This is a genomic window from Pantoea sp. X-Soil-YNGN-844, assembly GCF_059730595.1.
In genome coordinates, this window is sequence record NZ_AP036007.1 from 3,681,687 (window position 1) to 3,694,488 (window position 12,802).

The following is a 12,802-nucleotide window of genomic DNA, read 5'->3' on the forward strand; positions in this document are numbered from 1 at the left end:
AACGCTTTCAGCGAGGCGCCATGGACAGCCCATACCGTAGTATCGATGAATTCATTTCTGCATTCGCCACCACCATGGATTTATTACCAACGCCCTGGGGTTTTAAGAATGCTGCATCGCAGCATCTTTATATGAATGAAGCTGCAAAATTGTATACTGCTACGCCTAAAAGTTATTTATTAGAGGGAAAAAGAGACAGTGAGTTTCCCACGCGCTGGAGTGATTGCGCCGATGAATTCTGCAATCACGATCAACAGGTAAAATTGAATAACCGTTGCGTAGCCGTGATTGAAACCCATTACTGGTATGGCAACAATTATCTCACCCCGTTTATCAGTGAAAAATACCCTGTTTTCGACAATCGAAATCAGTGGCTGGGCTGCATCTGGAATGCTCGTCCGGTTGATAACCTTACGGCAATGAGCTTTATCGATCCCAGAAAATCCTCTGTACTGACGACGCGTCTGGAACATGCCCTGTTTACCCCCGCCGAGCTGGATGTCATTTTTCTGCTGCTACGGCGCTTCAGCGCAAAAGAGATCGCCCGCATCTATAACCTCAGCGTAAAAACTGTCGGTAACCGCATCACCACGCTGTATCAAAAAGCGGGTGTGCATTCGCTACAACAATTTGAAAGCTACTGCCGTGCGGAGTCACTGGAGAATTATCTGCCAGAGCGGTTTCTCAGCACAGGCGTTGTTTATATATAAACGGTAAGGAAACCATGTCGTGAGTAAATTTGATGATTATCCACTGAGCCCTGTCCCGGCAAATAAAAGACTCTCACTGCTGAGCGTCGCTATTGTGCATATGGGTATGCTGACTGCGCTGGATCAGTTTATGCTCGGCGCGGTTCTGGGCAACAGCATGACGCTGGCAGAGGCGTTTACCGCAATCACGCTGGCCAGCCTGCTGTTTGGCGTGCTGACCTTTGCGCTCGGCTATGCAGGAATGCGCGAGGGACTGCCGGGGAGCTTGCTGGCGCGATGGTGTGGTTTTGGTCGCCACGGCTCTGTGCTGATTGGCCTACTGGTCGCGGTCAGCCTGCTGGGGTGGTTCGGCATTCAGAACGCGGTGTTTGCCCGATCGCTGAGCTATGCCCTGAATGGCAAGCTCAGCTTTGCAGAGTCGGCCGCACTCTCAGGTACCGTGTTGACGTTACTGGTTACTTTTGGCTTTAAGGCGCTGCGCTTTACCGCACGCATTGCGGTTCCGCTTTTCATCGCGCTGGTCGGCTGGATTTTCTGGCACGCATTTCACGGCCAGTCTGGCCAGAATATACCGCCGGTTATCGCCAGCCAGGCCATTACCATAAGTGCCGCGATGACCATGGTGATTGGTGGTGCTATCCTGGCCAGCCTGATGACGCCTGACCTGACGCGTTTTTCACGTCACGGCAAAGATGTGTTTGCCATTACGCTGCTGACCATTCTGGCGGGCGAATATGGGGTCAATGGCGTAGCGATTCTTATTGCCAGAGAATTGCAGACCTCAGATATCATCGCGATTATTACGCAAACCACCAGTTCACTGGGTTTGCTGGCTGTCGTTTTTTCTACCCTGCGCATCAATGACCTGAATCTCTATTCATCCACGCTGGGCATCGCTAACGCGATTGAAGGCGTGACTGGCTATAAACCTCGCTATCAGGTGATTACGCTGCTGCTGGGGCTGCTCGGCACACTCTGTTCAGTGTTCGGCATTCTCGATCGCTTTGTCGATTTTCTGGAACTGCTGGGCGTCATCTTCCCGCCGATACTGGGCGTAATGATCGTTGACTACTACGTACTGAAAACTGACCGAAAGACGCTGGCGCTCAGCCGTACCAGCGGTGCCTTACCGGCAACCTCTCAGCTTATTGGCTGGCCCGCGCTGATCGCTAGCGTCGCAGGTACAGCCACGGGTTTGCTGGTTGAGCGCGGCGTACCGGTGCTTAATTCAATGCTTGTCGCGTGCGTCATTTACCTGCTGACCGCGCCACTCTTAAAGCGATCATCGTCCTTACAGGAAAAAGTTACTGCTGAATAAAGCAAAAACGCGCCTGTAGCAGGCGCGTTTCTTTTCTCAGCCGTTACGCTTCAGTAATTCAGCCGCCCCTGTTTCACCAGCCATTCGCGCGCCATAAACAGCGCACTGACATTACGTGCTTCGCGGAAATCGGGTTCGTCCAGCAGCGACAGCATATCGCTCAGCGGCCAGCGGTGGACAATCAACGGCTCCGGCTCATCGCCTTCCAGCTTTTCAGCGTAGAGACCTTCCGCTATCACAATATTCATCTTGCTGGAAAAATAGGAAGGAGCCATGGTGAGCTTGCCCAGCGTGGTCAGCTGTTCGGCACCAAAACCCACCTCTTCTTTCAGTTCGCGCACCGCCGCTTCATTGACGGTTTCACCGGCATCAATCAGCCCTTTCGGAAAACCCAGCTCGTAGGTTTCCAGTCCGACGGCATACTCCTGAATCAGGATCAGATGGTCATCAATAATCGGCACAATCATTACCGCTTCACGCTCAGAGGGCTTCATCCGCTCATAAACGCGATGCGCCCCATTGCTGAAAGCCAGATCGACCGACTCAATAGTGAATAACCGTGAACGTGCCACGGCGGTGATATTGAGGATGTCGGGTTTTTTTGGAATTTTCATATCAGCCTCAAATTATTCTGCGTCGGCTATCTGGAGCGAATTAGCATACCTAACCACGGGCAATTGTGCGACAGTCAGGCAATGACGTTATCGTTGCATAGATTACAGCGATTGAATAACAGCCTTTGGTTATCAGTTAAGACTAAATTTGCATTAGTCAATATGCTGCGATAAGTTTCAGATAATACCGATATTTAATCCAGTTTGTGCCAGTTACCATTCGGACAAGGCAGGGTTTAACAAATGCCAATAAGATATACGCTGGCACTATTTCATCGGGTGTCTGACTCCTCAGGGTTATATAATCTTCCGGAATGCCTCTTTTATAGTGAGCATAACCGGAGGCGAAAGTTTAAAGTGAAGGCAGCATTTTGGCTGAATTGAGCAGAGCATGAGCACAATCTTTATGATACTGGCCATAGTGCTGACCTGTTCAATCCTGGCAGGTATTGGGTTCTGGTACGCTATGCGGCATCGCCCGCCGTTGGCGAAACCGCTGCCATTCATCAGTCCGCCCTGCCGTAAACTTTCTGCCCAGGAGCGTGAGGCGGTCGATAAATATGTCGCCGCGCTGGAAAAGCAGCCCCGTACCACGCTGACTACCGATAAGCGCAGCGCGCCTGAACGTCTGACACTCACGGCGCAGAGCAACAATGTCTATCCGGTTACCCGCGCCATTACCCGCTATGGCCTCTCGACTGACGATCCCCATAAATGGCGCTACTACCTGGATGAAGTTGAAGTTCATCTGCCGCCGCTGTGGGAACAGTACATCACCGACGAAAACTACGTTGAGTTAATCCGCACACAGTCCATTCCGCTGGTGATCTCACTGAACGGCCACTCGTTGGTGGATTACGCGGTCGACCAGCAATCGCTGCCAACACTGATGCGCCCGGTGTCGACCAACGCCTCTATCCGCAAAGCAGAAACGGAAAATGTCGAACTGCTGCAGGTGCGCAAAGAGACAGCGGAAGAGTATCAGCTGTCACGGCCAGACGGCACGCGTGAAGCGGTGATGATCTCCCTTGCCTTCTTACTCTTCTTCTTCAGCCTGTTAGTGCCCACCACACTGATGATCTGGCTGGTACTGACGGGCGCAGTCACGATCGCGGCCAGTCTGTGGCTGCTCTATCGCATTCCCGGTGAGCGCGGACTGCGTGATATCCATTGCCTGCGCGGCGCGCCAAAGCGCTGGGGCCTGTTCAGCGAATCGAATCAGGAGCAGAGCAACATTACGCTGGGGATTATTGACCTGGCCTATCCCCCGCACTGGCAGCCCTATGTGGCACACGATCTTGGTCAGGTGACGGATGTCGAAATTTACCTCAACCGCCAGGTGGTGCGTCAGGGACGTTTCCTGTCGCTGCAGGATGAAGTCAAAAACTTCCCTATCCAGCGCTGGCGGAAAAACGTGGTGCTGGCCTGTGGTTCGCTGATGGTGCTGACCATGCTGGTTACCTGGATCCCGCTTGGTATGCCGATTAAGCTCAGTCTGGCCTGGGCCAGAGGCACCGACAGTCTGGAGGTCAACAGCGTCGATAAACTCAGCAGCGTGCCGCTGAATATTGGCGACAACCTTAAAGTGAGTGGTACCGGCATGTGTTCCGTGCCGGACAACTACCAGAGCAACCGCAGTTACGCCTATATGCCGTTTGACTGCTCGGCGGTCTACTGGAATAACGCCACGCCATTGCCGCAGCCACAATCGGACATCATCGACAAAGCCGCGGCGCTGCTGGATACCACGACAAAGCAGCTGCATCCGGAAACCAATACCGATCCCAAACTCAATCCACAACTGGCGTCCGCGATTCAGAAGTCCGGCATGATCCTGCTGGATGATTTTTCTGATCTGGTGATGAAAACGCAGGATCTCTGCAATCAGCCGCAGGACTGTATGCGCCTGAAAAATGCGCTGGTGAACCTGGGCAATGCCAAAGACTGGGAAGCGCTGATGCGCCGGGCAGATTCCGGCCAACTTAACGGCATGAATGTGCTCCTGCGGCCAGTGAGCGCGGAAGCGCTGGAAAATCTGGTCAATACCGCTACCTCAACCTTCTTTTTCCGCGAAACCCGTCGTGCGGCAGAAAATCTCAACAGCCCGCCGCCAGGGGGATTCCTGATCGTCAGCGACGAGGGTCGCCAGCTGGTGAATCAGCCACAGCCCACCGTGTCACTGTTTGATCTCGATCCGCCCTCTCAGTGGCGCGAGCTGCAACGTATCTCTGCCATGTTGCTGCACACGCCGTTCAGCGCCAGCGGCATCATTACTGGCATTTCTACCGATGCCAACGGCACACGTCACATCATGCTGCACAATGAACCGGACGCCATGGCGCAGTGGCGCTATCTCGGCACCGTATTGCTGCTGCTGGTGCTGCTGACCTGCGGCGTAATCAACGGGCTGCTGGCGCTGCGCCGCATGCACCGTAATCGCCAGCGCATGATCGATATCCAGCAATACTACGACAAGTGTTTCAACCATAACCTCGGCACTTTGCAGAGCGTGCGCTCGATATTCTGAGCCCTGCCCTTCTGTGCTACCCTGTCGCCCGGTTTTTTAGAGGGTCTGACACGACGATGCTCAACTGGTCTGAGATTGATACCGTGCTGCTCGACATGGATGGCACGCTGCTGGATCTGGCATTTGATCGCCACTTCTGGCTGGAGCATGTCCCTGAACAGCTCAGCCAGCAACGCGACATCACCCGTGCAGAAGCCGACGCGATCATCACGGAAAAGTATCAGGCCGTCGCCCATACGCTAAACTGGTATTGTCTGGATTACTGGGCAGAGGCGCTGTCGCTGGACATCCGTGCCATGACCTGGGCGATGCGCAGCCGGATCGCACTGCGTGACGATACGCTGCCTTTTTTGCAGGCCCTGCGTCGCGCCGGAAAGTCCACGATTCTGCTGACCAACGCGCATCCTTACAATCTGGACGTCAAACTGGCGCAGACAGGTTTAGCGCCGCACCTTGATTTATTACTTTCCACCCATACCTTTGGGTATCCGAAAGAAGACCCGCGTTTATGGCACGCGGTACAACAGCACACCGGCTTTTCTGCGCCGCGCACGCTGTTTATCGACGATAGCGAAGTGATTCTGGATGCTGCAACGTTATGGGGCATCGGCTGGTGTTTAGGCGTTAAGAATCCCGATTCGGGTCGTCCTGAACAAATCTTTCAGCGTCACCGCGCCACGGACGATTACCGGACGCTGATCTGAGTCAGGAGCAGCAATGAAAGAGAAAAGCAGCGAAGAGGTTCGCCTCGACAAGTGGCTGTGGGCGGCGCGCTTCTACAAAACCCGGGCGATGGCGCGGGAAATGATTGAAGGCGGCAAGGTGCATTACAACGGCCAGCGCAGCAAACCCGGCAAAGTGGTAGAGCTGAATGCGGAACTGACACTGCGTCAGGGCAATGATGAACGTACCGTGGTGGTAGCGGGTATCACCGCGCAGCGCCGTCCCGCCAGCGAAGCCCAACAGCTCTATCACGAAACCGATGCCAGCATTGAAAAACGCGAAAAAATGGCGCAGGCGCGCAAGATGAATGCGCTGACTATGCCCCATCCCGATCGGCGACCTGACAAAAAAGAGCGTCGCGATTTGATGAAGTTTAAATTATCGGGCGATGAATAACGCCGTCTTCGCTGACGCACCATCGCCCCGTTCCAGTGAGAGAAAAAAATATGTCAGTCCAGGATCAACTGCACCGTTATCTGTTTGAAAATGCCGCCGTGCGCGGCGAGCTGGTGAACGTCTCTGACACCTGGCGTGAAACCGTGAAGAACCACGACTATCCGGCACCGGTTAAAACGCTGTTGGGTGAGATGCTGGTCGCCACCAGCCTGCTGACCGCTACGCTGAAGTTTGATGGCGAAATCACCGTGCAGTTACAGGGTGACGGTCCGCTGTCGCTGGCGGTGATCAACGGTAACAATAATCAGGAGCTGCGCGGCGTCGCACGTATCAAAGGCGACATCGCGGACGACAGCACCCTGAAAAGCATGGTCGGCAATGGCTATCTGGTGATCACCATCTCCCCTGAAAAGGGTGAGCGTTATCAGGGCGTGGTCGGGCTGGAAGGTGACACCCTGGCAGCGTGCCTGGAAGATTACTTCATGCGCTCAGAGCAGTTACCCACGCGCCTGTTTATCCGCACCAGCGACAAAGGCGCTGCCGGTATTCTGTTGCAGGTACTGCCTGCGCAGGATACAGAGAAAGAGGTCTTCGAACACCTGGCGACACTGACCGAAACCATCAAAACGGAAGAGCTGATCGATCTGCCTGCCAATGAAGCGCTGTGGCGTCTCTACCATCAGGAAGAGGTTACCCTCTACGATCCGCAACCGGTGATCTACAAGTGCACCTGCTCGCGTGAACGATGTGGCGAAGTGCTGACTACGCTGCCGCAGGAAGAAGTGGATGAGATCATCGCGGAAGATGGCAAAATTGACATGCACTGCGACTATTGCGGCTCAAACTATGTGTTTGACGCAGTAGACATTGCCGCTATCCGCAGCCACTCCCATGAGAATAACGACCGACTGCACTGATTAATCGGGCGGCGTCTGCCGCCCCTTCTCTTCTCCCCCAGCCTATCCCCATAATTTTTCAGACAAATTATCTTTTTTTACTTTCATAACATCTTTTAAACGTTCGAAACATGGCCTTAACGCGCCCTGAGTCGCATTTTTAGATCACTGCCCTTTTTCCCTTAACGCAGAAGAGTAAACTGCGCGCGATCGTGCAAACGCCCGGAAGCCAGGGGCAGATGCCCTGAATAGCCCGGTTAGCTTTGCAGGCTGTCGTAACGACGCGCAGTAAACCGTCAGTGATTCACCGCACCCGATACAACAGCCGGTGGCACGATCCCAACCTATCTCTGCTTTGCAGAACAGACACCGATTTAAGGAGCAGTAAAATGCGCGTTAACGGCCTGACCTCGCAAGACCTTGCCGCTTTGGGCATCGTGGATACCACGGAAGTGGTTTACAACCCTGATTTCGACACGCTATTTCAGGAAGAGACGCGCCCGGACCTCGAAGGTTTTGCTCGTGGCACCCTGACGCAGAGCGGCGCGATTGCAGTAGACACCGGAATTTTCACCGGGCGATCGCCAAAGGATAAGTACATTGTGCGTGACGACACCACGCGCGATACCCTGTGGTGGAACGACCAGGGCACCGGCAAAAACGACAATCAGCCTCTGTCACAGGAGACCTGGAACGCACTGAAAAGCTGCGTTACCCGCCAGCTTTCCGGCAAGCGTCTGTTTGTGGTGGATGCCTTCTGCGGTGCCAATGCCGATTCACGTCTGAGCGTTCGTTTTGTCACCGAGGTGGCCTGGCAGGCGCACTTCGTGAAAAACATGTTTATTCAGCCTACAGACGCTGAGCTGGCCGACTTCACGCCTGACTTTGTGGTGATGAACGGAGCCAAATGCACCAATCCGGACTGGCAGGCGCAGGGTCTGCACTCGGAGAACTTTGTTGCCTTCAATCTGACGGAACGCATGCAGCTGATTGGCGGCACCTGGTACGGTGGCGAGATGAAGAAAGGTCTGTTCGCCATCATGAACTACCTGCTGCCGCTGAAAGGCATCGCCTCAATGCACTGTTCAGCTAACGTCGGTAAAGCAGGTGATGTGGCGGTCTTCTTCGGTCTCTCCGGCACCGGCAAAACCACACTCTCCACCGATCCTGACCGCCAGTTGATCGGCGATGATGAGCACGGCTGGGACGATGATGGCGTGTTTAACTTCGAAGGCGGTTGCTACGCCAAAACCATCAACCTTTCTGAGCAGGCTGAGCCGGAGATCTACCGCGCCATTCGCCGCAATGCGCTGCTGGAAAACGTGGTAGTGCGCGAAGATGGCAGTGTTGATTACGCCGACGGCAGCAAAACAGAGAACACCCGCGTCTCCTATCCGATTAATCACATCGACAATATCGTGCAGCCGGTCTCAAAAGCGGGCCACGCGAAGAAGGTGATTTTCCTGACCGCCGATGCGTTTGGCGTGCTGCCACCGGTTTCACGCCTGACCCCGGAGCAGACGCAGTATCATTTCCTGTCAGGCTTCACCGCCAAACTGGCCGGCACCGAGCGTGGCGTGACGGCGCCGACCCCGACCTTCTCCGCCTGTTTTGGCGCGGCATTCCTGACGCTGCATCCGACGCAGTACGCTGAAGTGCTGGTGAAGCGGATGGAGGCGTCCGGTGCCCAGGCTTACCTGGTCAATACCGGCTGGAACGGCAGTGGCAAACGCATCTCACTGAAGAATACCCGCGCCATTATCAATGCAATCCTGGCGGGTGAGCTGGATGATGCACCGACAGAAACGCTGCCAATCTTTAATCTGCAGATGCCGGTTGCGCTGGGCGAGCTGGACAGTGACACACTCGATCCGCGTCGTAGCTGGGAAAGTGAAGAGAAGTGGACCGCTGCCGCCGAAGGTCTGGCACAGCGCTTTATTGATAACTTCGACAAGTATACAGATAACGCCGCAGGTGCTGCGCTGGTGAAAGCCGGCCCGCAACGCTAACAGAACCGGCGCGGCAGTGATACTGCCGCGCCGCGTTTATCAGTTTGAGATGCTGTTGCTGCCATTGTTGTGGCTCAGCGCCATCGTTTCCACTAACGGCAACCAGGCACGAATACGTAACCCGCCGCGTTCGCTTTCGCCAATCTCCAGCGAGCCCTGATGGGCATCGATAATCCGCTGTACAATTGCCAGACCGAGACCGGTTCCGCTGGTGCTGCGGGCGCTGTCGCCCCGCACAAACGGCTGGAACAGATGCGCCAGCTGATCCGGCTTGATGCCAGGGCCATCATCTTCCACCTGGAACCAGGCGCGATGCAGTTCCCGTCCGCTGCTGACCTTGATCCAGCCATTGCCGTAGCGTGCGGCGTTGACCACCAGGTTAGCCAGCGCGCGCTTAATCGACAGCGGGTTGATATCCAGCATTAACTCTTCCGGCATCACCGCATTTTCGATTTCACGCTCGTAGCCACTTTCCGCCGCAACTACCTCACCCAGCACGCTGTTGAGGTCGGCGCGCTCGGTCTGCATCTCCTGACCGGTGCGCAGGTAGTCGATGAACTGTTCGATGATGGCGTTGCACTCTTCGATATCTTTATTAATCGATTCGGCCAGATAGCCATCCTGCTCGCTCATCATCTCGGTGGCGAGACGAATACGGGTCAGCGGCGTACGCAAATCGTGGCTGACGCCCGCCATTAACAGCGTGCGGTCATCCGCCAGCTGCTTCACCCCGGCCGCCATCTGATTAAAGGCACGCGTTACCGATCGCACTTCTGACGCGCCATACTCACGCAGCGGCGGCGGAATAATCCCGCGTCCCACCTGCAGAGCGGCGTGCTCCAGATCCACCAGCGGTCGGTTCTGGATGCGGATAAACAGCCAGGCACCGCCAATCGCCAGCAGCATAATCGCCAGGGTATAGCGGAACAGCGGTGAGAAGTCGCCCTGATGAATCTCTGTCAGTGGCACCCGCACCCAGATGTCGGGCGACAGCCAGGTTTTCAGCCAGACTACCGGCGAGTTTTTGTTCACCTCAACCCGGACATCGGTCGGACCGCCGAGCTGCTGCCCCATCTGCTCGCTCAGGAATTCATAATGCTGCGCCCAGCGCAATCCGCTCTCCTCTGCTGCTGCATTGGTGTAGAGCGAGATCCCCAGTTCGCGGTAGATTTCCCGGCGAAACGCCGGGGGCACTTCCAGCTGCGTGCCATCTTCCAGCTGCAACCGGTCGGTCATCAGCATACGAACTTCGTAAGCGAGCACCTTATTGAACTGTTGCAGGCTGGGAAGAATGGCGAAGTTCAGCACCACCAGATAGGTCGTGACCAGGCTGACGAACAGCAGGGTAACGATCAGCAGCAGGGTGCGGGCAAACGAACTCCGTGGCGAGAAGCGCAGTCGCTTCATGCTTTACTGCCGTCCGGCACAAAGACGTAGCCCAGACCCCAGACGGTCTGAATATAACGCGGATGCGCAGGATCCTCTTCCACCATGCGACGCAGGCGGGAGATCTGGACATCGATCGAACGTTCCATGGCACTGTATTCACGGCCACGCGCCAGGTTCATCAGTTTGTCACGGGACAGCGGCTCACGCGGGTGGCTGACCAGCGCTTTCAGCACGGCAAACTCACCGCTGGTCAGCGGCATCGGCTCATCTTCACGGAACATCTCGCGGGTGCCGAGGTTAAGTTTGAATTTACCGAAGGCGATAATCGCCTCTTCCTGCGACGGTGCGCCTGGCAGTTCGTTGGCCTGACGGCGCAGCACCGCGCGGATACGCGCCAGCAGCTCACGCGGGTTGAAAGGCTTGGGAATGTAGTCGTCAGCGCCGATCTCCAGCCCCACGATACGGTCCACCTCTTCGCCCTTGGCGGTCACCATGATAATGGGCATCGGGTTGCTCTGACTGCGCAGACGACGGCAGATAGAGAGGCCATCTTCGCCCGGCAACATCAGATCGAGCACCATCAGATGAAAGGATTCACGGGTTAACAGACGATCCATCTGCTCGGCATTAGCGACACTGCGCACCTGAAAGCCCTGCTCGGTGAGATAGCGTTCAAGCAGTGCACGCAGACGCATATCATCATCGACGACCAGAATTTTGTAGTTCTCTTGCATTTTCAACTCCCAAAGGCGCTATTGCCTGAGCCAACATTGTTAAAAAAAGATGCCTTATAGTGACAGTCATTAATGGTTTATATTCTAGCCAAAATTGTTACAAAGCATATTAAACAGGAGCTTATATTTGAATTAAGATGATTTCGGGCCTGTTTTAACCCATTTGCCCCTGCCCGGCCCCTGATACGGCAAATCTGAAAAAAAGGCCCTGTTTCTCTGTATCGCTGGCGTCAGAAGCGAGCCAGTTTTTAATCAATGAATCAATTCAGTGAGTTAGCAGATAATTTGACTTAATGATCAGCCATCATTGTAGATAAGCTCCAGATAATCTACCTCAACAGCGAAGCGGCAGCATAATATTCCAGTAAACCTGCCTAACGCCCCACGCTCCTCTCGGATTAGTTTCAGCGGCCCTCTCAGCAAGGCCAGTTTAAATTAAAGCCCTTTAAATCAATCAGTAAAGCCAACTTTTCGCCCCTCTCGTTTTGAACCAGACTGCTCTGGCAACATTCGATGTCTCAACGGGGAATACACAATGAAAAAAACAATTTTACTGCTGAGCGCGCTGGCATTAGGCAGCGTCAGCCCAGGTTATGCTGCCACAGCAACCGGTGAAGCCGCCGGTGCAGCAGCGACAACGACTGCAAAAGGTAACTCTGACGCCATCGGTGTGGGTGCAGTCGCAGCCCTGCTGGGCGTTGCGCTGGCCACCATGGGCGGCGGCGGTGGTGACGGTCACAGCACCGGCACCTCGACCACCACGGCGACTCACGCCGGAAAATAAGTTTAAGCATCTACTGGCTTCAGATTACTGGTTTGATTTTGAATCACAGCACCAACCCTTTCGCCGCCGGGGAAATCAACGTGGGTTTTTAGCCTTTAAAAACCCTTTCCCCGACTCTTTTTTGCCGCGCCCTCTTTGCCTTACACTGTCGCTCCTGAGATCACTGTGGCCGGTATAGCATGAAAACCCGACTTATTACCCGCGAAGGCTTCGATAAGCTGAAAGCGGAACTCGACTATTTATGGCGTGAAGAGCGACCGGAAGTGACGAAAAAAGTCACCTGGGCTGCCAGTCTTGGCGATCGCAGTGAAAATGCCGATTATCAGTACAACAAAAAACGGCTGCGTGAAATTGACCGCCGCGTTCGCTACCTGACCAAAAGTCTTGAACAGCTGCGTATTGTTGACTATTCCCCCCAGCAGGATGGCAAAGTCTTCTTTGGTGCCTGGGTGGAAATTGAGAACGATGAGGGCGACCTCAAACGCTTCCGCATTGTGGGCTACGATGAGATTTTTGGCCGCAAAGATTACATCTCTATCGACTCGCCGATGGCGCGGGCGCTGCTGAAAAAAGAGGTCGGCGATGCCGCCACCGTTGAGACGCCACTGGGTCCGGCACTGTGGTATGTCAACGCGATTGACTACCCGCAATAACGATTCAGATTATCGCTGAAAGCCGCCCGCGTCTCTGGCAATTTTGACC

The 12,802-nt window shown here is 54.8% G+C and carries 12 protein-coding genes; 9 read left to right on the forward strand and 3 right to left on the reverse strand.

All coding sequences use genetic code 11. The features are described from left to right. The first annotated feature begins 20 nt into the window (after positions 1-20). Entirely contained in the window at positions 21-710 is a 690-nt protein-coding gene (locus AC6I8C_RS17180) for a helix-turn-helix transcriptional regulator (RefSeq protein ID WP_497823122.1), read from the forward strand. A 19-nt stretch (positions 711-729) separates the two neighbouring features. Beyond that, the gene (locus AC6I8C_RS17185) at positions 730-2,028 is read left to right on the forward strand and encodes a cytosine permease (protein ID WP_497823123.1); all 1,299 of its coding nucleotides are present in this window, start codon (positions 730-732) and stop codon (positions 2,026-2,028) included. A gap of 50 nt (positions 2,029-2,078) precedes the next feature. On the opposite strand, the gene nudE is transcribed toward AC6I8C_RS17185, so the two are convergent. After that, a complete protein-coding gene (gene nudE, locus AC6I8C_RS17190; RefSeq protein WP_033784164.1) occupies positions 2,079-2,642 on the reverse strand; it encodes an ADP compounds hydrolase NudE in 564 nt (187 codons plus the stop codon). A gap of 391 nt (positions 2,643-3,033) precedes the next feature. Between nudE and AC6I8C_RS17195 the strand changes: the two genes are divergently transcribed. From AC6I8C_RS17195 to pckA, 5 genes are all read left to right on the forward strand, one after another. After that, positions 3,034-5,169, forward strand: a complete 2,136-nt coding sequence (locus AC6I8C_RS17195; RefSeq protein WP_497823124.1) for an intracellular growth attenuator family protein — start codon at positions 3,034-3,036, stop codon at positions 5,167-5,169. A 56-nt stretch (positions 5,170-5,225) separates the two neighbouring features. Beyond that, positions 5,226-5,873 carry a GMP/IMP nucleotidase gene (yrfG, locus tag AC6I8C_RS17200; RefSeq protein ID WP_033784167.1) on the forward strand — a complete coding sequence of 216 codons (648 nt, stop codon included), beginning with the start codon at positions 5,226-5,228 and terminating at the stop codon, positions 5,871-5,873. Positions 5,874-5,886: 13 nt separating this feature from the next. Continuing rightward, a complete protein-coding gene (gene hslR / locus AC6I8C_RS17205) occupies positions 5,887-6,288 on the forward strand; it encodes a ribosome-associated heat shock protein Hsp15 (RefSeq protein WP_013359290.1) in 402 nt (133 codons plus the stop codon). A gap of 50 nt (positions 6,289-6,338) precedes the next feature. Next, the gene (hslO, locus tag AC6I8C_RS17210; RefSeq protein WP_195857619.1) at positions 6,339-7,205 is read left to right on the forward strand and encodes an Hsp33 family molecular chaperone HslO; all 867 of its coding nucleotides are present in this window, start codon (positions 6,339-6,341) and stop codon (positions 7,203-7,205) included. Between the two features lie 368 nt (positions 7,206-7,573). Beyond that, positions 7,574-9,193, forward strand: coding sequence for a phosphoenolpyruvate carboxykinase (ATP) (gene pckA / locus AC6I8C_RS17215; protein ID WP_497823125.1), 1,620 nt, complete (start codon positions 7,574-7,576; stop codon positions 9,191-9,193). Positions 9,194-9,232: 39 nt separating this feature from the next. On the opposite strand, the gene envZ is transcribed toward pckA, so the two are convergent. Both envZ and ompR read right to left on the reverse strand, forming a co-directional pair. Continuing rightward, entirely contained in the window at positions 9,233-10,600 is a 1,368-nt protein-coding gene (envZ, locus tag AC6I8C_RS17220; RefSeq protein ID WP_013359293.1) for a two-component system sensor histidine kinase EnvZ, read from the reverse strand. Further along, positions 10,597-11,316 carry an osmolarity response regulator transcription factor OmpR gene (gene ompR / locus AC6I8C_RS17225; RefSeq protein WP_003853014.1) on the reverse strand — a complete coding sequence of 240 codons (720 nt, stop codon included), beginning with the start codon at positions 11,314-11,316 and terminating at the stop codon, positions 10,597-10,599. The genes envZ and ompR overlap by 4 nt, the downstream gene beginning before the upstream one ends. Positions 11,317-11,851: 535 nt before the next feature. Between ompR and yjbE the strand changes: the two genes are divergently transcribed. After that, positions 11,852-12,100 carry an exopolysaccharide production protein YjbE gene (yjbE, locus tag AC6I8C_RS17230; protein ID WP_013359295.1) on the forward strand — a complete coding sequence of 83 codons (249 nt, stop codon included), beginning with the start codon at positions 11,852-11,854 and terminating at the stop codon, positions 12,098-12,100. A 179-nt stretch (positions 12,101-12,279) separates the two neighbouring features. Next, positions 12,280-12,753, forward strand: coding sequence for a transcription elongation factor GreB (gene greB / locus AC6I8C_RS17235; RefSeq protein WP_013359296.1), 474 nt, complete (start codon positions 12,280-12,282; stop codon positions 12,751-12,753). Positions 12,754-12,802 lie beyond the last annotated feature (49 nt).

What these genes read in the sequence shown, in the direction of transcription:
- hslR (WP_013359290.1), top strand. Translation starts at nt 5,887, where the DNA reads ATGAAAGAGAAAAGCAGCGAAGAGGTTCGCCTCGACAAGTGGCTGTGG.
- AC6I8C_RS17180 (WP_497823122.1), top strand. Translation starts at nt 21, where the DNA reads ATGGACAGCCCATACCGTAGTATCGATGAATTCATTTCTGCATTCGCC.
- AC6I8C_RS17195 (WP_497823124.1), top strand. Translation starts at nt 3,034, where the DNA reads ATGAGCACAATCTTTATGATACTGGCCATAGTGCTGACCTGTTCAATC.
- yjbE (WP_013359295.1), top strand. Translation starts at nt 11,852, where the DNA reads ATGAAAAAAACAATTTTACTGCTGAGCGCGCTGGCATTAGGCAGCGTC.
- envZ (WP_013359293.1), bottom strand. Translation starts at nt 10,600, where the DNA reads ATGAAGCGACTGCGCTTCTCGCCACGGAGTTCGTTTGCCCGCACCCTG.
- yrfG (WP_033784167.1), top strand. Translation starts at nt 5,226, where the DNA reads ATGCTCAACTGGTCTGAGATTGATACCGTGCTGCTCGACATGGATGGC.
- ompR (WP_003853014.1), bottom strand. Translation starts at nt 11,316, where the DNA reads ATGCAAGAGAACTACAAAATTCTGGTCGTCGATGATGATATGCGTCTG.
- greB (WP_013359296.1), top strand. Translation starts at nt 12,280, where the DNA reads ATGAAAACCCGACTTATTACCCGCGAAGGCTTCGATAAGCTGAAAGCG.
- hslO (WP_195857619.1), top strand. Translation starts at nt 6,339, where the DNA reads ATGTCAGTCCAGGATCAACTGCACCGTTATCTGTTTGAAAATGCCGCC.
- nudE (WP_033784164.1), bottom strand. Translation starts at nt 2,642, where the DNA reads ATGAAAATTCCAAAAAAACCCGACATCCTCAATATCACCGCCGTGGCA.
- pckA (WP_497823125.1), top strand. Translation starts at nt 7,574, where the DNA reads ATGCGCGTTAACGGCCTGACCTCGCAAGACCTTGCCGCTTTGGGCATC.